We start from the raw sequence: 18,866 nt of genomic DNA on the forward strand, positions 1-18,866 counted from the left end.
GGCCGTCGGGCCCCGGCCCGGCCAGTCCGGCGCCGCCCGTGCACCGGGACGTCGTCACACCGCCCTCCTGCCGTCGTGTGCCTCGGCCATCACCTGGTCGCGCAGGCGCGCACAGGTGCGGGTGATCAGACGGGAGACGTGCATCTGCGAGAGACCGAGCTGCAGGGCGATCCGATCCTGCGTCATCTCGCAGAAGAACCTCATGTAGAGGATCTGTCGTTCGCGTTCGGGCAGTGCCCGCAGCAGCGGGCGGAGTGCCTGACGGTTGACGATCAGGTCGAAGCCGGGCTCCGTGCCACCGAGAGTGTCGGTCAGTGGGTGACTGTGCTCGGAGCGGCCGGGTCCGGCGTCCAGGGACTGCGTGGTGAAGCTCTCCATCGCCCCCTCCCCCAGCCGTACCTCCGCCTCGGTGAGGCCGGTGTGCGCGGCGATCTCGTGAACGGAGGGTTCACGGCCGTAGAGCGAAGCGCACTCATGGCCGGCGGTACGGACCCGGCCGCGCAGCTCCTGTACGCGTCGCGGCACATGTACGCCCCACAGATGGTCCCGGAAGTGGCGTTTCACCTCGCCGAGGATCGTCGGTACGGCAAAACTCGGGAAGGCGGTTCCGTGGTCCGGGTCGAAGCGGGTCACTGCCTTGACCAGGCCGAGTTGGGCGACCTGCTTGAGGTCTTCGAAGGACTCGCCGCGATGGCGGAAGCGCCCGGCGAGCCGTACGGCCATCGGCGCCCAGGCGCACACCACCTCCTGCCGCAGCGCGGACTTCTCCGGGCCGTCCGGGAGAGCGGTGATACGGCGGAACGCGGCATCGGTGTCCGGAGCGTCGTCATAGGGGTGCGTGCTTCGTGGGCTCTGTGCGCGTGCGTAAGGCATGGGCACGTGTCTCCCCGGTCGCTGGCGTCGCTCACCGTGGGAGCCGGCAGACCGCAGCACACTGGGGAGCAGCGACAGCTGCCCCCACGGGCGTGCCTCCGGTCTGAAGCACACCGGGTGAGTGCCCGGGCAGCCCGCTTCCAAACAGGAACTGGGCCACGCAACTGCGGCTGCTCACGGTCGACATGCGGGCGAGAGCAACGCGTGCGGGCGGTGCCCCGGCCGCCATCCGCGCCGTCGGCACCGCACCGTTCATCCGCCGACGCCCCAGTGCCCCCGTGTCCCCGACGGGCCCCGGCGTGGCGCCGATCCGGGGCTATGCTGCTGAACGACGTCCCAGACCCAGGCGCCGCACCGCCCATCGGCCACGATGGCACTCCCGCACGTTTCCGGTCTCCTGAAACGAGGCGCCCCATGCAGACTCCGCGGCAACCCCACGAACCCGAAGGCTCCAAGCCGACCGCCATGGACACGGTGCGGCTGCGCCGACTGAACCGATGGCAGGCAGAGGGGATGCGAGAGGACCTGGCGGATCTCTACGTGGAGTCCTCCGCCACCCCGGCCGGTCAGGAATTCCAGGATCGGCAGGAGTTCCTGCGCCGTCTGGCACACGACGTCCAACAGCCGGGATTCGACATGCTGGTCGCCGAGGCGCAGTCCCTGACCGGCTGTGTCCTCGGATTCCCCGTGCCGCGCGACGGCTCCTGGTGGCAGGAGTTCGAGGGACCTCTGCCACAGAACCTCGAGCAACTGACCGCCTCCGGCCATGTGTTCGCCATCACCGAGACCCTCGTCCATCCGCACGAGCACGCTCACGGGCTCGCCCGCCGCCTGCAGGAGCGCCTGCTCTCCGACCATCAGGCTTCGCTCGGCGTCACCTTGGTGGATCAGTCCGACCGTCAGGCCCGTGCCGTGTTCGAGACCTGGGGCTGGCAGGAGGCGGGGCGAGTCCTCCGCGCACCGACCGTCCTGTGCGTGGTGCTGCTGCCCCTCGGAGAGCGCACGACGGAGCATCCGGACGGCCTTGCCCACAACGCCCGGACCCAACGGCCCGAGTAGCCGCCCCCGCCGGAACGGGAGTCACGGAGGGTCGCGGCGGTGCCTCGTTGCGACCTCCGTCGATGTGCGGTCCGCCAGATGAAGGCCCCGCAGCGCTCGGCGCAGCTCCCGCTGTACCGGCTCCGGAAGCGTCCGGTCATTCGTCGTGACGACCAGAGCCGCAGCCACGTCCCGGAGCTTGATGTTGCAGTGCTGCGACACCTCCACCAGCACGTCCCAGGCCCTCTCGCTGGAACACGGCGCGAGGGCCATCACCATGCCGCGCGCCTGGTCGATCACCGCTCGGCTCGCCAGCGCCCGCGCCAACTGCTCGTTCTTGGCGCGCAGTTCGACGACCTCGGCCAGCAGATCCGCGTCCCCCGTCGCAGGCACGGTTCTCAACAATCGCTGTTCTTCACGGGGCGTGGTCACCTGGTGCATCGTGCGTACCTCACAGGGCAGTCATCCTGTCCATAGGTGGTCGGCGGCGTGCATCACGGCCTCTCCCTTTCCGCGTGAAATCGCCGCAGCGTACGACGCAGCGCCCGCTGCACGTGTGCCGGGAGCGGCTTGCCCTCCCAGGCGGCGACCACGGCCGCGGCCACCTCCGGAAGTCTGGCGTCGCACTGCCGTGAGACATCCACCAGCAGCTTCTTGGCCGCCCCGCGGCGGCAGGGGGTCAGGACCATCACCATGCCGCGGGCCTGGTCGATCACCGCACGGCCGGCCAGCGCCCGCCGCAGCTGGTCGTTCTCGGCGCGCAGGGCGACGACGTCCTGCCCCGCCGGCGTGTTCCCCCACGTGGGCTCGGCCCGGAGATCCCACCACTCCTGTTGGATCACGGTCGTGCGTTGCATGGCATACACCTCTCAACGGACCACTTCACAGGTCACCTGCGGTGTTCACGGTCCCGACGGTCCTCGCGCCTCCAGCGCGCCCGGTGCTGACGGCTGTAGCGGCGGTCCCAGCGTTCCTGACGATTCCGGCGCTCCTGGTAGCCCCGGTAGTCCCCGAGGTCGGAACTGCCGCCACGGCTCCGGCCTCCGCCACGGTCGCGGCCGTAGCGGGTGACGCCGTAGACCAGCACTGCCGCGGCCACCCACCAGATGGGGTTGAGGAAGCCGAAGCCGAACAGGGCCACGATGAGGATGAGAAGCAGGACGAACACGGTGGGCCTCCCCGGGAGCGGGACACAGCATCGATACCGGGGACTGGGGCCTCACCCCACAGCGTAGTCCTGCCCGGGGGCTGCGGATACAGCGCGACGTAAGCCCGTCCTGCCGGGCGATGGCTACTTGACATCCGGCAGCCTCTGCCCAGCTCCCCGAACTCGTCCGTGCCGACACTGCGTTGACAAGGGAGGATGCCGAGTGGCCGTCTGGATCGTCGGTTTCGCCAAGCGCGGGCGCAGCGGTGGCCGCCGCCGTGGTGGCGGTCGGTACAGCCGCGGTCGCAGGTAAGGGACCGACCGGGTCTCCGGAATCCTGAAGCAGGCCGGCGACAAGGCCATGGGCGCTTTCAGGCGCTCACCGCGAACGCCCCGGTCGGTGCGCGACCAATGTTCCCCGTCGTGATCGCAGGCGCGGGGCGGTGGCGCGTTGAAGCGGCGCTTCGGCGGCGAGCGCGTGGAACGGCACGGCTCCCTCGCGGAGCAGCCCTTGTCGCTCGAGGAACGCGGGACGCCATGGCCGAAGCCCGAAGCCTCTTCGCACGTCCTGCGGGCACCTCGCATCCCATCCGCTCACACACCGCGAGAGCCCGACACGGACGCCCTCCTGACGGACGCCCTCACAGGCCGCCGAAACACAGGCAGAGGGACTACGGCTCACGCTCGGGCAGCACCGGGAATCACGGATCATGTCGCCGCAGCCCGGACGGCAGGGCCTTCAGTGACTGGACGGTGCGGGCTGCGTCGGCACGAGTGGCGGCTCTCCGCGAGGCGGATCCCCCGTCTTCCAGGTGTCCCGCCTGCTCGTGCGCCGCCACAGTCGTCCCAGCGACCGGTAGAAGCGGTCCGGCAGGAACACGGCGTCCGCGATGATCATCACGCCGGAGAAGAGCGGCAGCCCCATGAGGACGGCGATGCCCAGGTGCATGCCCAGCAGCATGGTCAGGACCGGGTACTTGAGCCGCCCGAACAGGACGAACGGGAAGGCGACCTGCAGCAGCACTGTCAGGTAGCAGGCGATGGCGAGCAGTACGTCGTGCTCGTCCGCCATGAGAGAGAGTTCGGGCCAGGGCCGGAACAGGTCGAGGTTCAGGACGTAGTGGAGGGCGGTGCCGTTGCCCCAGGAGCCGCCCTGCACCTTGTAGAGGCCCGCGGACCCGTAGAGGAAGCAGACCTGGGCCGCGATGACGAACATGCCGCAGTTGTGCAGCACGGACGTCAGGGTCCGGCGGGAATCGTGGAGCCCGGCCGCGGCCCGGCCCGCCGGCGGAGGCGTGGCTTCGCCTGCGGAGGCTCGGAGACGGGTTCTGCGCGCATCCAGGGACCAGCGTCGGCCGCATGCCGTGAAGACGAGGTACATGGCCATCAGGAGGACGAGGTTGTCGCCTCCGTCGGTCATGAAGATCGCCCTGGCGTGGAACGACGCCACCATGATCGCGAACAGCACGGACACCGCTCGGGTCCGCCAGCCCAGCATGAACAGCGCGGACGTGACGAGAGCTGTCGCGTAACAGACCTCGAAGTACGCCCGGCTGTCGGACAGGGTGAGGAGGCTGGCCCACCCCGTCTGCCCGAACAGCTGCGTGGCCAGCTCGGGCGTCCACGGTGAACCAGGCCCCCAGATCTCGTCGCGGTGCGGAAACTCGCGCAGCAGGAAGGCGAGATAGAGCAGCCCGTACCCGATCCGCAGCACGGCCGCGGCGTACAGCGAGACCGGCCGCTCGGTCAGGACGACGAGCAACGCACCGATCCCCTCCGGTACGCGGCGCGACATGCCCGCGTCCGCCGGCTCGGGAGTACGCCCGCACCGTGTCTGTGCCTGCTCAGTTTCCATGGGAGGCCACCTTCCACCAGGGCAGATACCGCGTTTCAGCAGACTTCGGAGCAGCAGCAGCGGACGGGCCGGGGACGCCTGCCGCGGCGGGCGCCGCGATGGGCACAGTGACCACCCGCAGCTGGACGGACTCGAAGCTGCCACCGCGATGGGCGGCGATGCGATCGGCCGCGATGTTGGTCAGGTACTGCTGCACCATCAGCGCCCGCTGCGAGCGTGGCTGGTCGTCACCACCGTGGGTTTCGAGGTACGAACTCCATGCCCGCCGCAGCATGTTCTGTGCCGTGTGGCTCGGGAAGGCGTTGTGCTTCACCGCGGAGTTGTCGACGGCGGTCAGATCGAACCAGCCGCTCACCTGCGCGGTGCCGTCCGGGGTGGTGTGCATGGTCCTCGCCGAGATCTGCCGGTTGACCGAGTCCGGATCCGGCGCGAAGAGCCGCCAGTTCTGCTCGAACAAGGGGAAGACCCACGCACCGACCTGCCGGCTGTACTGCTGGGAGAGGGGGTTCGGAGGCGCCACGTGCAGAAACACGAGGAGAACATGGACCAGGGCGGTGGCCAGACAAAGGACCACAGCGACGCTCGTCCCTGCCTTCAGGATGCTGGGTGGAGGCTTCGAAGACCCATGGAACGCGAGGGCTTCCCCTCCCCGGTCCTGCTGTCCTGTCGGCGGAGTGCCGGTCCGGTCCGGTCCGTCGACGTCCACCGCTTCAGCGCCACCCAGCACGGCCCCACCCGGCCTTTCCACCCTGGCTTCTCGCATGACCTCTCCCGAGACTTCGCCGACTTCGCCAGCGGCGCGCGACGGAATCGACCACGATCCGTCGCGCGCCGCTCGCCCTGCTTGCTCACTTGGAGCTAGGCAGCCTTCTTGTGGTGATCGTCGTGATCGCTGCCGTAGCCCTCGGGCTTGTCGGGCTTGCCGGGTTTGCCGGGCTGTCCCGCATGTCCGTCGTGCTCATCGGGCTTGTCGTTGTGATCATGGTCGCCGGGCTTGCCGGGCTTCTCCTCGTGGTCGTGGTCGCCGTTTCCACCGATCACGCCACCGATCACGCCACCGTTCACGCCACCGATCACGCCACCGTTCACGCCACCGTTCACGCCGCCATTCACGCCGCCCGTAGTGGCGCCCGCGACCAGGCCACCCAGCACGCCGCCGGTGGTTCCACCCGTCGTCAGGACGCCACCCTGGCCGCCACCGGTCCCGCCGCCCGTCGGCACACCGGCGATGACGCCGACCGTGGTGCTGCCCGTGGTGCCGCCCGTGGTGCCCGCCGTGGTGTCACCTGTCGTGGCACCGGCGATCACACCACCCGAGACCAGACCGCCGACGGTACCGCCGGCGGCGCACGTACCCCGGTCGATCCTGTTGGTGTCCAGCGTCACCGCGCCGTTGCGGGCCAGCGCCCGGCCGTCGATGGACGCTCCCGTGGTGGCACTGATCGAGGTCATTGCCATGATGGTGCCTACGAAGTCCGTGCCGGTACCGAGCGTGGCCGAACTGCCGACCTGCCAGAACACGTTGCACGGCGAGGCCCCGTTGATGAGGCTCACCTGGCTGTTGGTTGCCGTCGTCAGACCCGAACCGACCTGGAACACCCAGACGGCGTTGGGGTCGCCCTCGGCGTCCAGGGTGAGGGTGCCGGTGAGCCCGAGGGTGGAGGGTGCGGTGTAGACGCCCGGCACCAGTGTCAGGCCACCAGCGTCCGGCGGAAGGGCCGCATCAGTGGCCTGTCCGGCTGCGTCGTTGTACGCCGCGACCAGGTCCGTCTTGGCTTGCGCCGCGACTGCGTTCGCGCGGTGCTGGGCCCCGAGCACAATGCCCGGCGGGAAGCCGGAGACTGCCGATCCCGGGTGCACTCCGAGGTTCCCGGTGATCACCGAGGGACCGGTGTTGGTGACCGCGGAGCCGGCCAGCACCGCGAAGCTGCCCGCCGTTTCCAGGTCCACGGGTGTGGCGAGGGCGTTTGCGCGCGTCGGCGTCATCGCGAGGACCACAGCGGCGATCACCACCGCCGTTACCGCCGCGATCCACACCGACATGGTGCGCCTTACCGGCGCGTCGGAGATATTCAGCGTCATCGAGGGGCCAACTCCTTTTTGCGGATGGTCTTGGCGGTTCCCGGTCACACAGAATCGCCTGTTTCTGGCGTTGGCATATTACTGAGGAGTGTGACGGTCGATGATTTCCCGGAGCCGGTTCTCCGGAATTACTGAATAGGCAGCAAAATTCACAGGAATGCCTAATGGGCCGGGTGGCCCCAAAATCGCAATTGTCGCCGGGGGCGTCCGCCCGGCGCAGTCGGCGGTACCGGAGAAACACCACGAGAAGATCACGTATGCCCCGCACAGGAGGTGGCCATTCCGCTGGGTGCCGCCCGAAGCGAGGCCACTTCGCGATCTTGGGATTTTCGACGAGGATCCGGCCGCCACCTGCGCTTATCTGATGGGCGAGGGCATGGTCGCGATAGACAGGCCGCGCGCGACGCACCCGGCACAGCCAAGTCGGCACGTCACGGTGTTCGGTGACTGGCAGGCCGAAGGAAAGCGCGCGGCGATGCGTCGCTCGGGATATACCCGAACAGCGCTGTCCGCGGTAATATTGACTGTGGGTCGGTTCACTCTCACGTGCAACCGCCCGGAAGGGCGACTCCGGCGTGTTTGCGCCGGAGTCGTTGTCGTCGGACCTCACCTGCGTCGCTTCAGTGCGTGTGCCGCGCGCGGGAGTTCTTCGTACAGCAGCCGGCCGATGCGATCAACGGCGAGAACGCGCCTGGAGAAGACCCTCAGAACCTGCGCGCCGCCGCCCGGCATCTCATGGGCTGGTGCCGAGGGAGCCGGTTCCGGCGTCCGTGGCTCAACCACGTTGGAGGGGGGGTGGTGTCGAAGCTGCACGAGGTCCTGGACCGACGTGGCTCGGGGATCTCTTCTGAGCCACCCCCCTTGGTCGCGCTCTCGCCGTATCGCGACAGCAGACCGACCCAACGCTGCGTAGCGTACGGGCAGCCTCTGACAGCCGGGCCGCACCGCCGGTGCATCACATGCCGGCACAGAGAGAACCCGTAGGGTCCCTCCCATGGTGACTGCGACTGTCCGCGAGTGGAGCGACGAGGAAGGGTGGGGCGTGCTCGACTCGCCCGAGACTCCCGGCGGCTGCTTCGGCCACTTCTCCGACATCCGGACAACCGGCTTCCGCACACTGTCGCCCGGGCAGCAGGTCGATCTCACATGGGAAGCCCCCGGCTTCGAACAGGACGGCTACGACTACCGCGCGGTGAGCATCGTGCCTCGGCCTGCCTGACACCCACACCTGACATCAACGATGTCGCACGTTCACATCCCTCGGCAGCTTCGACTACTACATGATCATGGCGACCGAGGGATACCAGAGCAGCGGCAACTCCAACATCACGGTGGGCGGCACCACCGGCGGCGGTGGCGGCACCGGAAGCGGATGCACGGCCTCCCTGTCCGCCGGGCAGCAGTGGAGCGACCGCTACAGCCTCAAGGTCGCGGTCTCCGGCTCCAGCAACTGGACCTGGCCGACCGTCTCCTGCAGCACCAGCTGACCGCTGGCCACCTGTGGCGCGGCGGGTCCTTGCCGCCGCGCCACCCGTCCCGAAGAACTCCGTCAGGCGCCGACGTACGCCGCCAAGTGCTCCCCGGTCAGCGTCGAGCGGCTGTCGACCAGGTCGGCGGGTGTGCCCTCGAAGACGATGCGGCCGCCGTCGTGGCCGGCGCCGGGGCCGAGGTCGATGATCCAGTCGGCGTGGGCCATGACCGCCTGGTGGTGTTCGACGACGATGACCGACTTGCCGGAGTCGACGATCCGGTCGAGCAGGCCGAGCAGGTGCTCGACGTCGGCGAGGTGGAGGCCGGTGGTCGGCTCGTCGAGGATGTAGATGCCGCCTTTCTCGGCCATGTGGGTGGCCAGCTTGAGCCGCTGCCGCTCGCCGCCGGACAGCGTGGTGAGCGGCTGGCCGAGGCTGAGGTAGCCGAGCCCGACGTCGGCGAGCCGCTCGAGGATGGCGTGCGCGGCCGGCGTGCGTGCCTCGCCGGTGCCGAAGAACTCCTCGGCCTCGGTCACCGACATCGCGAGCACCTCGCTGATGTCGCGGCCGCCGAGGTGGTAGTCCAGGACCGCCGCCTGGAACCGCTTGCCCTCGCAGTCCTCGCAGGTGGTGGCGACGCCGGCCATCATCGCCAGGTCGGTGTAGATGACACCGGCGCCGTTGCAGGTGGGGCAGGCGCCCTCGGAGTTGGCGCTGAACAGCGCCGGCTTGACGCCGTTGACCTTCGCGAACGCCTTGCGGATCGGGTCGAGCAGTCCGGTGTACGTCGCCGGGTTGCTGCGTCGGGAGCCCTTGATCGCCGCCTGGTCGACCGACACCACACCCGCGCCGGCCGGGATCGACCCGTGGACGAGGGAGCTCTTGCCGGAGCCCGCCACGCCGGTGACCACGCAGAGCACACCGAGCGGGATGTCCACGTCGACGCCCTGCAGGTTGTGCCGCGTCGCGCCGCGGATCTCCAGCGCGCCGGTGGACTTGCGCACCGTCTCCTTGAGGGTGGCCCGGTCGTCGAGGTGGCGGCCGGTGACGGTGCCGCTGGCCCGCAGCCCCTCGACGGTCCCCTCGAAGCAGACGGTGCCGCCCGCCGTACCGGCGCCGGGGCCGAGGTCGACGACATGGTCGGCGATCGCGATCGCCTCCGGCTTGTGCTCCACGACGAGCACGGTGTTGCCCTTGTCCCGCAGCCGCAGCAGCAGGTCGTTCATCCGCTGGATGTCATGGGGGTGCAGGCCGATGGTCGGCTCGTCGAAGACGTAGGTGGTGTCGGTGAGCGAGGAGCCGAGGTGGCGGACCATCTTGACGCGCTGGGCCTCGCCGCCCGACAGCGTGCCCGCCGGCCGCTCCAGCGAGAGGTAGCCGAGACCGATCTCCACGAACGAGTCGAGGGTTCCGATCAGTGCGGTGAGCAGCGGTGCCACCGACGGCTCGTCGAGGCCGCGGACCCATTCGGCCAGGTCGCGGATCTCCATCGCGCACGCGTCGGCGATGCTGACCTTCTTGATCTTCGAGGACCGGGCGCCCTCGCTGAGCCGGGTGCCGTCGCACTCGGGGCAGGTGGTGAAGGTGACCGCCCGCTCCACGAACGCCCGGATGTGCGGCTGCATCGCCTCCTTGTCCTTGGACAGGAACGACTTCTGGATCTTGGGGATCAGTCCTTCGTAGGTGAGGTTGATGCCGTTGACCTTCACCTTCCTCGGCTCGCCGTAGAGGAAGTCGTGCATCTCCTTCTTGGTGAACCCGCGGATCGGCTTGTTCGGGTCGAGGAGGCCCGACTGGGCGTAGAGGCCCACGGTCCACTGGCTGTCCGACTTCCAGCCGGGGATGGTGAACGCGCCCTCGGCGAGCGACTTGGAGTCGTCGTAGAGCTGGGTGAGGTCGATGTCGGAGACCGCGCCCCGGCCCTCGCAGCGCGGGCACATGCCGCCGGTGCGGTTGAAGGTCGCCTTCTGCGCCTTGGTCTTGTTGCCGCGCTCGACGGTGATCGCACCGCTGGCCCGGACCGAGGCGGTGTTGAAGGAGTACGCGCTGGGCGGGCCGATGTACGGCTTGCCGAGCCGGCTGAAGAGGATGCGCAGCATCGCGTTGGCGTCGGTGACGGTGCCGACGGTGGAGCGGGGGTCGGCGCCCATCCGCTGCTGGTCGACGGTGATCGCGGTCGTCAGTCCGTCGAGTACGTCGACCTCGGGCCGCGCCAGCGTCGGCATGAAGCCCTGCACGAAGGCGCTGTAGGTCTCGTTGATCAGCCGCTGCGACTCGGCGGCGATCGTGTTGAACACGAGCGAGCTCTTGCCCGAACCGGAGACGCCGGTGAACACCGTCAGCCGGCGCTTCGGGATCTCGATGCTGACGTCCTTGAGGTTGTTCTCGCGCGCGCCGTGCACGCGGATCAGGTCGTGGCTGTCGGCAACGTGCGGCGCAGGCGACTGCGTGTTCGTCCTCGTGGCCCTGCTCATCGTCTCTCCATCTGTCGGTCGGGTCCGCACGTCGCGGGAAACCCCGGCAGCCACGCCGCTTCGGCCCGTGGCGTGTGGGTGCGGGTCACGGCTGAGACGCCGGACGGCTCAGGTCAGCTCCTGGATGCGGATCAGGTTGCCCGCGGGATCGCGGAAAGCGCAGTCGCGGATGCCGTACGGCTGCTTGGTGGGCTCCTGGACGACCTCGGCGCTGTCGGCGGCCTGCACCCGCTCGAAGACGCCGTCGAGGTCCCGGGTGGCCAGCAGGATCCAGCCGTAGGTGCCCTTGGCCATCATCTCGGCGATGGTGCGGCGCTCGTCGTCGGTGATGCCGGGGTCGGCGGCCGGCGGTGCCAGGAGGATGGACGTGTCGGGCTGGCCGACGGGGCCGACCGTGATCCAGCGCATCGTGCCCTGTCCGACGTCGCTGCGGACCTCGAAGCCGAGGGCGTCGCGGTAGAAGGCCAGGGCGGCCTCCGGGTCGTCGTGCGGAAGGGAGCTCGTATGAATGGTGATGTCCATGGCTGTCACGCTAGGCGGGGCTCGCGGTCGGCGCTTCTCGATTCCTGATCGGCCTGGTCACTTGTTTCGCCACGCAGGACGGCATGCCCGCCGTCGCGCGTGCCGCCTCGCGCCGGTAGACGCTGGGCGGCATCCCGACCAGTTCGGTGAAGCGGGTGCTGAAGGTGCCCAGCGAGGAGCAGCCGACCTCGAAGCAGACCTCGGTGACGCTGAGGTCCCCACGCCGCAGCAGCGCCATCGCGCGCTCGATGCGCCGGGTCATGAGATAGCCGTACGGCGATTCTCCGTAGGCGCGCCGGAACTCGCGGCTGAGGTGCCCGGCCGACATGTGCGCGCCGCGGGCGAGTGCCTCGACGTCCAGCGGCTGCGCGTACTCCCGGTCGATCCGGTCGCGGACGCGACGCAGCCGCGCGAGGTCGCGCAGGTGCTGCGTCGCGTCGGGTCTGCTGGTCACCCGCGAAATCGTGCCACGGCGCGACGGCGTTGCCTAGCGCCGGTGGCGTCCCGCTCCGCTCGGCGCTGTCGGCCATGCCCTTGGTCCAGTACGCCGTTTTGTACCGCTGCTCGTTTTCCGGCTCTTTCAGCAGGCCGACCCTGAATTGCTGCCTCAACTGATCGCGTTCGGCACCCGGCGGCACGAGTCGTGCGATGAGGTCCACCAGCGCGCGGGCCACTGGGGCCACCAGAATTGGCCTGCCGTATCACCCGGGTGGGCACCTTCGACAGGGCGGCGAATGAACAGTCCAGTTCCTGACCGCCTCGCCGTCCCGACGAACGCGGGCTCACTGCCCCAGCGGCGTCGGCGGCCTCCTCGTGTCGGAGACCGGGGCCGGGGCCAGCGGACGGGCCGTCGTGGCCCGTTCCTTGGTGAGGGCGCCGGTGATCCGGTGCGCGAGGAGAGGGTCCGCCGGGAGGACGTGGGAGGCGAACCAGCGGGCGGGAGCCGGGTCGGGGGACGGCTCCACGAACTCCGCGCCGGCGTAGTCGTCGAGCGGGGGATCGTAGATGTAGCCGCAGACGATGCCGTGGTTCACGAGGCGCTCCACGAGGGCGTCCCGGTTGTCGACCAGGAGCGGCGCGCGGAAGAGGGGGAACGGGCCGTTGTGGGCGGCCCGGTCGCGCAGGGCCGGGGAGGCCCAGGGCGTACCCGAGAGGAAGGTGACACCGGCCCTGCGATGGGCGAGGTCGGTGTCGAGCCGGGCCATGCGCAGGGCCAACTGGCCTCGGACCAGGGCCCCGTGACGGGTGCGGAAGTCGTGCAGGTCGACGCGGACCCATGGTTCGTACGCGGTCAGGTTCGGCGCCCGCAGTGCGGAGGCGGTCAGGCGCGGGGCGTGCAGGGCCATGCGGAAGTCGTCGCGTTCGAGGAGGCCGAGGCGCTGCATCGTCCGCCATGCCGGGCGGACCAGGCGGAGGGTGCGGACGGCCGAGCGGGCCAGGGGGCGCAGGGTCGCGGCCAGGTCGGCGCGCAGACGGGTCGGTTCGAGCAGGTCGTCGCGCAGGAGCTCCAGCTCGCGCCGGGTGCGGGCGTCCTCGACGACGAGGAAGCCGCCCGCCATCGCCGCCACGTGCTTGGAGAGGCTGAAGGCCGCCGCCCTGCCGAAGGTGCCGATCGGCTGTCCGTCGACGTGCGTGCCGATCGCGTGGGCCGCGTCCTCGATCAGCGGGATGCCCAACTCGTCGCAGCGCAGGCGTAGTTCGCCGACCCGGTCGGGTACCCCGTACAGGTTCGTGGTCAGCACCGCGTCCACGTTCCGCCAGGTGGCCTCCGGTACGGCGGCCGGGTCGATGTTGCCGTCCCAGGCCGACACCGGGGCCTGTACCGGGCGCAGTCCGGCCGCCAGGACGACGAAGAGGATCACGTCGTCGTTCACCGGCGACATCAGCACCCGGCCGCCGGGCCGGCACCAGCGCCGCAGCGCCAGATAGAGGGCCAGCCGCGCCGAGGGCGTGTAGACGCATTCGCGTCCGAGTCGCCGTGTCATCGTCGCAGCGAGCCGCGATCCGTACGGCATCGTCACCTCTTCCTGAAGAGCCGTCGAGGAGCCATCGAAGAGCCTCAGAGAGCCACAGAAGAGTCTTTGAGGAGTCGCGAAGGGAAGGGAAAGGCTGAGCGGTCCGCTCAGTGCGCGCGCGGAGCCGCTCTGCCCGCCGCCGGGCCGGCCGACGTACGCAGCCCGCCGACCGTCTTCAGGAGCCGGTCGGCCGGCTCCCGCAGCGTGGGATGGGCCAGGACCGTGTTGCGCAGGCCGCGCACCGGTCTGCGCCACAGCCGGTGGGCCGCCGCGACCGGGTGCGGACGGGTCGCGAACCCCTCGCCCACGCGCAGTTCACGGGTCTTGAGCCAGTCCTTGTACTCCTTGTCGCCGCGCCCCATGTCCATGAGCCGCACGCCGTCCCGCCCGGCCGCCTCGGCCATCCGCAGGTGCATGATCAGGCCGGGCGAGTAGTAGTGGAGGTCGGGGTCGTACGCGGTGAACCAGGCCGCGAAGACGGTGCGCGAGCGCGGCCCGAAGTGCGCGGCCACCGGCCGGTCCCCCGCGTACACCACGGAGAGCACGCCGGTGAAGTGGTCCTCGCGGACGCGGAAGAGGTGCTCCACCAGATTGACGATCCACGGGCGCGCGAACCGGTCCATCCGGCCCGTCCGGCGGTACTGCGCGGACTTCCACTCCATGAGCCGGCGCAGCATCCGCGGGTCGCGCTCGTCGTGGACGAACCGCATCTCGCCCACGTTGCGGGTCAGCCGGCGTTCCTTCTTCAGCGTCGTCTTGGCCAGCCCCGGGTACGCGGCCCGCAGCCACTGGGCGTAGTCGCTGTCGCCGCTGTCCTCGAGGTCGACGACCGGCGAGGCGAAGGTGCCCGTCACGTAGTCGCCGAAGGGCTTCTGTTCCTCGACGAGGTGGTCGAACTCCAGGACGGACAGCCCGCAGGCCCGCAGCAGTTCCTGGGCGTCCCAGGTGACACCGGGGCGGTGCACGAGGGCCTGGCAGTCGGAGAGGCCGAGACCGATGGCCCGGCCGACACCGAAGGCGCCCCGCTCGTACGGGAGGAAGCCGACCGGCTCCCCGTGCTCGTGCAGCACGGCCACCCGGGCCGCCCCGCCGCGGTGCGTGCCGACCCCGGCGGCGAACTCCGGTGCCAGGAACGGGTTCGCGTATTCGGGCGACTCGTCCATCGCCCGGTGCCAGGCTCCGCGGAGCTCGGTGCTCAGCTCCTCGGGTCTGTGGATCGTGATGTCCGCCTCGGCCTTGCTCGTGGCTCGCACGGGCGACCGCCCCCCTGTATTCCCCTGTGTTCCCCCATGACGCGTTGCCGCGTCCTGCCCCAAGGATCAAAAGTCGCGAAACAGTACGCAGACTGTCAAGGGTGGCGGTCGTAATGATCAGGTATAGATCGGGCCGGAAACGCCCTACGCGTTCTCCTCCAGCACCTCTTTCACAACGGCCACGATGAAGGCGGCGGGCAGCACGGCGAACACGACCAGCAGCGGGGTCCGCCACCACTCGCCCGGTCCGAACAGCGCGCTGTCGAGCGCCAGGAAGGCGAAGAGGCCCGTGAAGAGATACGTGATCAGGAGGAGCCCGAGGGTGGTACAGCCGAACAGCCGCCGACGGCCGAACACCACCAGCAGGGCGGCCCCCGGGGCGAGCCAGGAGCCCAGCAGGAGCCCGAACGACTCCCACCGCAGGGCGTCGAGGCCGAAGCCCGGGTCGATCCTCTCCACGCGGTCGCCGACGGTGACGCGCACGACCTCGTCCCGCCAGAGGATCACCTCGGCCCGGTCTCCGCGTTCGACGTGCCGGTACATGTCCTGTCCCACGTGGATCCACTCGGTCCGCGCGTCACCGTGGACCCGCAGGTCCGCGCGCAGCCCGCGGTACGTGGAGCAGTCCTCCACGCCGTAGCTGTCCGTGCTGCAGGACTCCTCGGTCTCCTTGTCCGTGACCGTGCCGGTGCCGGGCACCAGACAGTCCGCGCCCGAGGCCGTACGGACCTCTCCGGCCGGGCACGCGGAAGCACTCCGGTACGCCTCCTGCGCCCGGTACTCGTCGACCAGCGGCGTCGCGAGCGGCCAGGACAGCAGGACGAGTCCCGCACCGATCAGCAGCCGTACCGCCCGCAGGCTCAGGCGCCGCGCGCCCAGGTGCCGTAACGCGGCCTTGCCCTCGGGACCCCTGGTCCTCCCCATGCCAACACCCCTGTACGGGCACGAGGGCGGCGGCCCGAACGGTTCCTTCCGCACCGGTGGCCGGGCCGTCACCCGGCCGGGCTAGCATCCGCTCATGACGACTGTGGACAGCAATGGCGTTTCCCCCCTCGACACCGAGATCGGTGCCCTCCAGGGCGGCTCCGCGGACCTCGCCCAGTACGCCGGCCGGGCCGTGCTCGTGGTGAATGTGGCCTCCAAGTGCGGGCTGACCCCGCAGTACACCGGCCTGGAGCGGCTCCACGAGCAGTACGCGGAGCGCGGCCTCACCGTGCTCGGCGTGCCCTGCAACCAGTTCCTCGGACAGGAGCCCGGCAGCGCCGAGGAGATCGCCGAGTTCTGCTCGGCGACCTACGGCGTGAGCTTCCCGATGACCGAGAAGGTCGAGGTCAACGGGGAGGGCCGGCACCCGCTGTACGAGCGCCTGACCGGCTTCGCCGACGCCGAGGGGCACAGCGGGGACATCCGCTGGAACTTCGAGAAGTTCCTCGTCGGCCGCGACGGCAAGGTCGTCGCCCGCTTCTCCCCCCAGACCGAGCCGGAGGCGCCCGAGGTCGTCGCGGCCATCGAGGCACAGCTGGCCGGCTGACCTCCTTGCCCAGGGCTTCCCCGGGGCCTGGTTGACCTTGCCCCTGGGGCAGGGTCGAGCGTCCTCGTCACCGGGCGGAAGAGCCGTCCGGTGACGGAGGATGACGTGGTGGACGAAGGACTGCTCACCATCGGCGCGTTCGCCGCGCGGGCCCGGCTGTCGGCCAAGGCCCTGCGGCTCTACGACCGGCTCGGACTGCTGGCACCGGCACACGTCGACGAGGTCAGCGGCTACCGCTACTACCGCGCGGGCCAGGTCGAACGCGCCCGGCTCGTGGCCATGCTGCGCCGACTCGACATGCCGCTCGCGCGGATCGCCGAGGTGGTCGAGGCGGCGGGAACCGAGGGCGCCGACCGGCTCGCCGCGTACTGGGCGGACGTAGAGGCGCGGGTGGCCGGGCAGCGGACGCTCGTCGAGTACCTCCGTGGACGACTGTCGGGGAGGAGCTCCGAGTTGTACGGGAAGTTCGAGGTCGAGACGGTGGACGTACCGGCGCAGGTGGTGATCACCGAGACCCGGCACACACTGGCGGACGAACTGCCGGCCTGGATCGGCGCGTCGCTGGGGCGGCTGGAGGCGGCGGCCCGGGAGTGCGGGGGTGTGACGGCGGCGCCGTTCGTCGTCTACCACTCCGAGGTGTCGATGGAGAGCGACGGCCCGGCCGAGTCCTGCGTGCCGGTCGCCGACGAGGCGGCTGCGCGGGCGTGGGCGGCCGGGCAGGGGCGGCGCTGGGAGGCCGGGGTCCGGGTGGAGCCGGCCCGGCGGCTCGCCTACACGCGGATCTCCAAGGCGCAGGTGGCGCATCCGCAGATCCTGGCCGCGTTCGAGGCGGTGGAGGCGTGGATGGAGCGGGAGGGTCTGGAGTACGACGGACCGTGCCGGGAGATCTACTTCGCCGAGTGGGACGCGGCGGGCGCCGAGGACCCGGTGTGCGACGTGGCGTTCCCGGTGCGCTGAACTCCGGGTCGGGCCGGCCCGCTTCCGGGCACAAGCCGAGCCCCCTCGGCAAGGACGGCGAGCTGGTCGAGAGGGCTCTTACAGTGGTGCTTGTGCAGTTGTCGGTGGTGCGCTCGGCTGGGGATGAGGATCAGAAAGACCCTCTCCCTACGCCTTGACCGAGGCCACGAACGCGTTCCACGCCTCGGTGGGGAAGGCCAGGGTCGGCCCGTCGGTGACCTTGGAGTCGCGGACGTCCAGCTCCGCGACGGTGGGCGACTTGACCTCGACACAGGCGCCGTTGTTGTTGGAGTACGAGGACTTCGTCCACGAGTCCGTGGCGCCCTGAAGAATTGCCATTTTTGCTCCGTAAGCCAGTTGCGCAGTTCGGTTTCCGCCAACCTTTGCTGATCGTTGGCGTGATCGACGCTACTCGCTCACATCCCCTTCTGGAGCAGTCGTTCACTCTTCCGGATGGCATATTCCAGGGGATTCTTCCAGTGAGGCCCGGCCGGGGTGTAACATCCGGCCTTTCGCTCCCAGGGGCCCGATTCGGGGACCCGCATGGGCCTTCCCGGGGCTCAGCGGGCGTACTCCTTGGCCACGTCCTCGATGAGCCGGGTCGACTGGTCGACGTTCAGCGCCTGCGCCCTCAAGTGTTCGTACATCACCGTGTACTTCTGCACGTCGTGGGCCTTCTCCAGGTAGAGGTCGCTGGTGACGCCCTCGATGTACACCACGCTCGAGTCGGCCGCGTCGGCGAACTCCAGGATGGAGTACTGGCCGTTGATGCCGGGATGCGCGCCGACCTCGAAGGGCAGGACCTGCACGGTGATGTGCGGGCGCTGGGACATCTCCGCGAGGTGCTCCAGCTGTTCGCGCATCACCGGCCGGCTCCCGACGACCCGGCGCAGCGACGCCTCGTCCAGGACCACCCACAGCCGCAGCGGCTCCCCTTCGGCGGCGATACGATCCTGCCGCCGCATCCGCACTTGCACGCGCTTGTCGATCTCGGTGTCCGAAGTCTCGGGCGAGCCGCCCCTGATGATGGCCTCGGCATAGGCGCGGGTCTGCAACAGCCCGGTGATGATCTGGGGTTCGTAGACGCGCAGCGACTCGGCGTCGGTCTCCAGGCCGATGTACACGCTGTACGGGATGTCCCCGAAGGCATGCCACCAGCCCTGCTGCCGGGAGTCCTTGGCCATCTGCATCAGCGACTCGACGATGCGCTGGTCCTCGACCTCGTACACCCCGCACAGATCACGGACGTCGCGCTGGCTGATGCTGCGCCGGCCGTTCTCCAGCCGGCTGATCTTCGACTGCGAGACCAGCAGTCGCTCGGCGACCTCCTCGGCCGTCATGCCCTTGAGCTCGCGGAGCCGGCGCAGCTCCTGGCCCAGCCGGCGCCGCCTGACGGTGGGATTGACATTGGACGCCACGGGACGTGCACCTCCGGCTGCGTGCCTCATACTTGCCACTTTGCGTATCTGCTGTTGAGCAGACTGCCACCAAGGCGCGTACTACCGCTGGGAAACGGTGGATATGCGCGGGCCCCGCACACACGTCCGCGCGGGGCGGCGGAACCGAGTCGTCGTCCGGACGTACGGTTCCGTCGCCCCGCGCGGACCCAGCGGCTCCCGTACCGGTCTTGGGGACTGCGGTGCGGCGCTC

Annotated in this window: 19 protein-coding genes and 1 pseudogene; 5 read left to right on the forward strand and 15 right to left on the reverse strand. The window is 69.8% G+C overall.

Features of this window, described 5'->3' with window-relative positions; genetic code table 11:
* Positions 1 to 54 precede the first annotated feature (54 nt).
* Positions 55 to 873: a SigB/SigF/SigG family RNA polymerase sigma factor gene (locus tag QFZ76_RS23025; RefSeq protein WP_307675522.1), complete on the reverse strand. Its 819-nt coding sequence runs from the start codon at positions 871 to 873 to the stop codon at positions 55 to 57.
* 414 nt (positions 874 to 1,287) lie between these two features.
* On the opposite strand from QFZ76_RS23025, the gene QFZ76_RS23030 reads away from it, so the two are divergent.
* On the forward strand, positions 1,288 to 1,932 hold the full coding sequence (locus QFZ76_RS23030) for a hypothetical protein (RefSeq protein WP_307675523.1): 645 nt from the start codon (positions 1,288 to 1,290) through the stop codon (positions 1,930 to 1,932).
* Positions 1,933 to 1,953: 21 nt separating this feature from the next.
* On the opposite strand, the gene QFZ76_RS23035 is transcribed toward QFZ76_RS23030, so the two are convergent.
* The 6 genes from QFZ76_RS23035 to QFZ76_RS23060 all read right to left on the reverse strand — a co-directional run bounded on the left by QFZ76_RS23035 (position 1,954) and on the right by QFZ76_RS23060 (position 6,995).
* A complete protein-coding gene (locus tag QFZ76_RS23035) occupies positions 1,954 to 2,304 on the reverse strand; it encodes an ANTAR domain-containing protein (protein WP_307675524.1) in 351 nt (116 codons plus the stop codon).
* Positions 2,305 to 2,405: 101 nt separating this feature from the next.
* The gene (locus tag QFZ76_RS23040) at positions 2,406 to 2,768 is read right to left on the reverse strand and encodes an ANTAR domain-containing protein (protein WP_307675525.1); all 363 of its coding nucleotides are present in this window, start codon (positions 2,766 to 2,768) and stop codon (positions 2,406 to 2,408) included.
* A gap of 32 nt (positions 2,769 to 2,800) precedes the next feature.
* Entirely contained in the window at positions 2,801 to 3,079 is a 279-nt protein-coding gene (locus QFZ76_RS23045; RefSeq protein WP_307675526.1) for a hypothetical protein, read from the reverse strand.
* A 718-nt stretch (positions 3,080 to 3,797) separates the two neighbouring features.
* Positions 3,798 to 4,913, reverse strand: a complete 1,116-nt coding sequence (locus tag QFZ76_RS23050; RefSeq protein WP_373464339.1) for an HTTM domain-containing protein — start codon at positions 4,911 to 4,913, stop codon at positions 3,798 to 3,800.
* Entirely contained in the window at positions 4,903 to 5,676 is a 774-nt protein-coding gene (locus QFZ76_RS23055) for a DUF5819 family protein (RefSeq protein ID WP_307675527.1), read from the reverse strand. Before QFZ76_RS23055 ends, QFZ76_RS23050 begins: the two co-directional genes overlap by 11 nt.
* A 95-nt stretch (positions 5,677 to 5,771) precedes the next feature.
* Positions 5,772 to 6,995, reverse strand: coding sequence for an ice-binding family protein (locus QFZ76_RS23060; RefSeq protein ID WP_307675528.1), 1,224 nt, complete (start codon positions 6,993 to 6,995; stop codon positions 5,772 to 5,774).
* A gap of 994 nt (positions 6,996 to 7,989) precedes the next feature.
* Between QFZ76_RS23060 and QFZ76_RS23065 the strand changes: the two genes are divergently transcribed.
* Both QFZ76_RS23065 and QFZ76_RS23070 read left to right on the forward strand, forming a co-directional pair.
* Positions 7,990 to 8,214 (forward strand): cold-shock protein, encoded by a 225-nt coding sequence (locus tag QFZ76_RS23065; protein ID WP_307675529.1) that lies wholly within the window; start codon positions 7,990 to 7,992, stop codon positions 8,212 to 8,214.
* 40 nt (positions 8,215 to 8,254) lie between these two features.
* Positions 8,255 to 8,452: pseudogene (locus tag QFZ76_RS23070) on the forward strand (1,4-beta-xylanase); the annotation flags it as partial.
* 92 nt (positions 8,453 to 8,544) lie between these two features.
* Here QFZ76_RS23070 and QFZ76_RS23075 read toward each other — a convergent pair.
* From QFZ76_RS23075 to QFZ76_RS23100, 6 genes are all read right to left on the reverse strand, one after another.
* Positions 8,545 to 10,938 carry an excinuclease ABC subunit UvrA gene (locus QFZ76_RS23075; protein WP_307675530.1) on the reverse strand — a complete coding sequence of 798 codons (2,394 nt, stop codon included), beginning with the start codon at positions 10,936 to 10,938 and terminating at the stop codon, positions 8,545 to 8,547.
* A gap of 108 nt (positions 10,939 to 11,046) precedes the next feature.
* On the reverse strand, positions 11,047 to 11,460 hold the full coding sequence (locus tag QFZ76_RS23080) for a VOC family protein (RefSeq protein WP_307675531.1): 414 nt from the start codon (positions 11,458 to 11,460) through the stop codon (positions 11,047 to 11,049).
* A gap of 10 nt (positions 11,461 to 11,470) precedes the next feature.
* Positions 11,471 to 11,914 (reverse strand): helix-turn-helix transcriptional regulator, encoded by a 444-nt coding sequence (locus tag QFZ76_RS23085; RefSeq protein WP_307675532.1) that lies wholly within the window; start codon positions 11,912 to 11,914, stop codon positions 11,471 to 11,473.
* 328 nt (positions 11,915 to 12,242) lie between these two features.
* Positions 12,243 to 13,445 (reverse strand): DegT/DnrJ/EryC1/StrS family aminotransferase, encoded by a 1,203-nt coding sequence (locus QFZ76_RS23090; RefSeq protein ID WP_373464340.1) that lies wholly within the window; start codon positions 13,443 to 13,445, stop codon positions 12,243 to 12,245.
* A 137-nt stretch (positions 13,446 to 13,582) separates the two neighbouring features.
* Positions 13,583 to 14,728 carry a GNAT family N-acetyltransferase gene (locus tag QFZ76_RS23095; protein WP_307675534.1) on the reverse strand — a complete coding sequence of 382 codons (1,146 nt, stop codon included), beginning with the start codon at positions 14,726 to 14,728 and terminating at the stop codon, positions 13,583 to 13,585.
* A 144-nt stretch (positions 14,729 to 14,872) separates the two neighbouring features.
* Positions 14,873 to 15,652 carry a hypothetical protein gene (locus QFZ76_RS23100; protein ID WP_307675535.1) on the reverse strand — a complete coding sequence of 260 codons (780 nt, stop codon included), beginning with the start codon at positions 15,650 to 15,652 and terminating at the stop codon, positions 14,873 to 14,875.
* A gap of 94 nt (positions 15,653 to 15,746) precedes the next feature.
* On the opposite strand from QFZ76_RS23100, the gene QFZ76_RS23105 reads away from it, so the two are divergent.
* Together QFZ76_RS23105 and QFZ76_RS23110 are read left to right on the forward strand one after the other, a co-directional pair.
* Complete coding sequence (locus tag QFZ76_RS23105; protein WP_307675536.1) at positions 15,747 to 16,259, forward strand: glutathione peroxidase; 513 nt, start codon at positions 15,747 to 15,749, stop codon at positions 16,257 to 16,259.
* Between the two features lie 90 nt (positions 16,260 to 16,349).
* Positions 16,350 to 17,216, forward strand: coding sequence for a MerR family transcriptional regulator (locus QFZ76_RS23110; RefSeq protein WP_307675537.1), 867 nt, complete (start codon positions 16,350 to 16,352; stop codon positions 17,214 to 17,216).
* Positions 17,217 to 17,363: 147 nt separating this feature from the next.
* On the opposite strand, the gene QFZ76_RS23115 is transcribed toward QFZ76_RS23110, so the two are convergent.
* Both QFZ76_RS23115 and QFZ76_RS23120 read right to left on the reverse strand, forming a co-directional pair.
* Complete coding sequence (locus tag QFZ76_RS23115) at positions 17,364 to 17,555, reverse strand: DUF397 domain-containing protein (protein WP_217243132.1); 192 nt, start codon at positions 17,553 to 17,555, stop codon at positions 17,364 to 17,366.
* Positions 17,556 to 17,776: 221 nt separating this feature from the next.
* Positions 17,777 to 18,634 carry a helix-turn-helix transcriptional regulator gene (locus QFZ76_RS23120; RefSeq protein WP_053747518.1) on the reverse strand — a complete coding sequence of 286 codons (858 nt, stop codon included), beginning with the start codon at positions 18,632 to 18,634 and terminating at the stop codon, positions 17,777 to 17,779.
* Positions 18,635 to 18,866 lie beyond the last annotated feature (232 nt).

Source organism: Streptomyces sp. V4I2 (assembly GCF_030817655.1).
Lineage (GTDB): Bacteria > Actinomycetota > Actinomycetes > Streptomycetales > Streptomycetaceae > Streptomyces > Streptomyces plumbiresistens.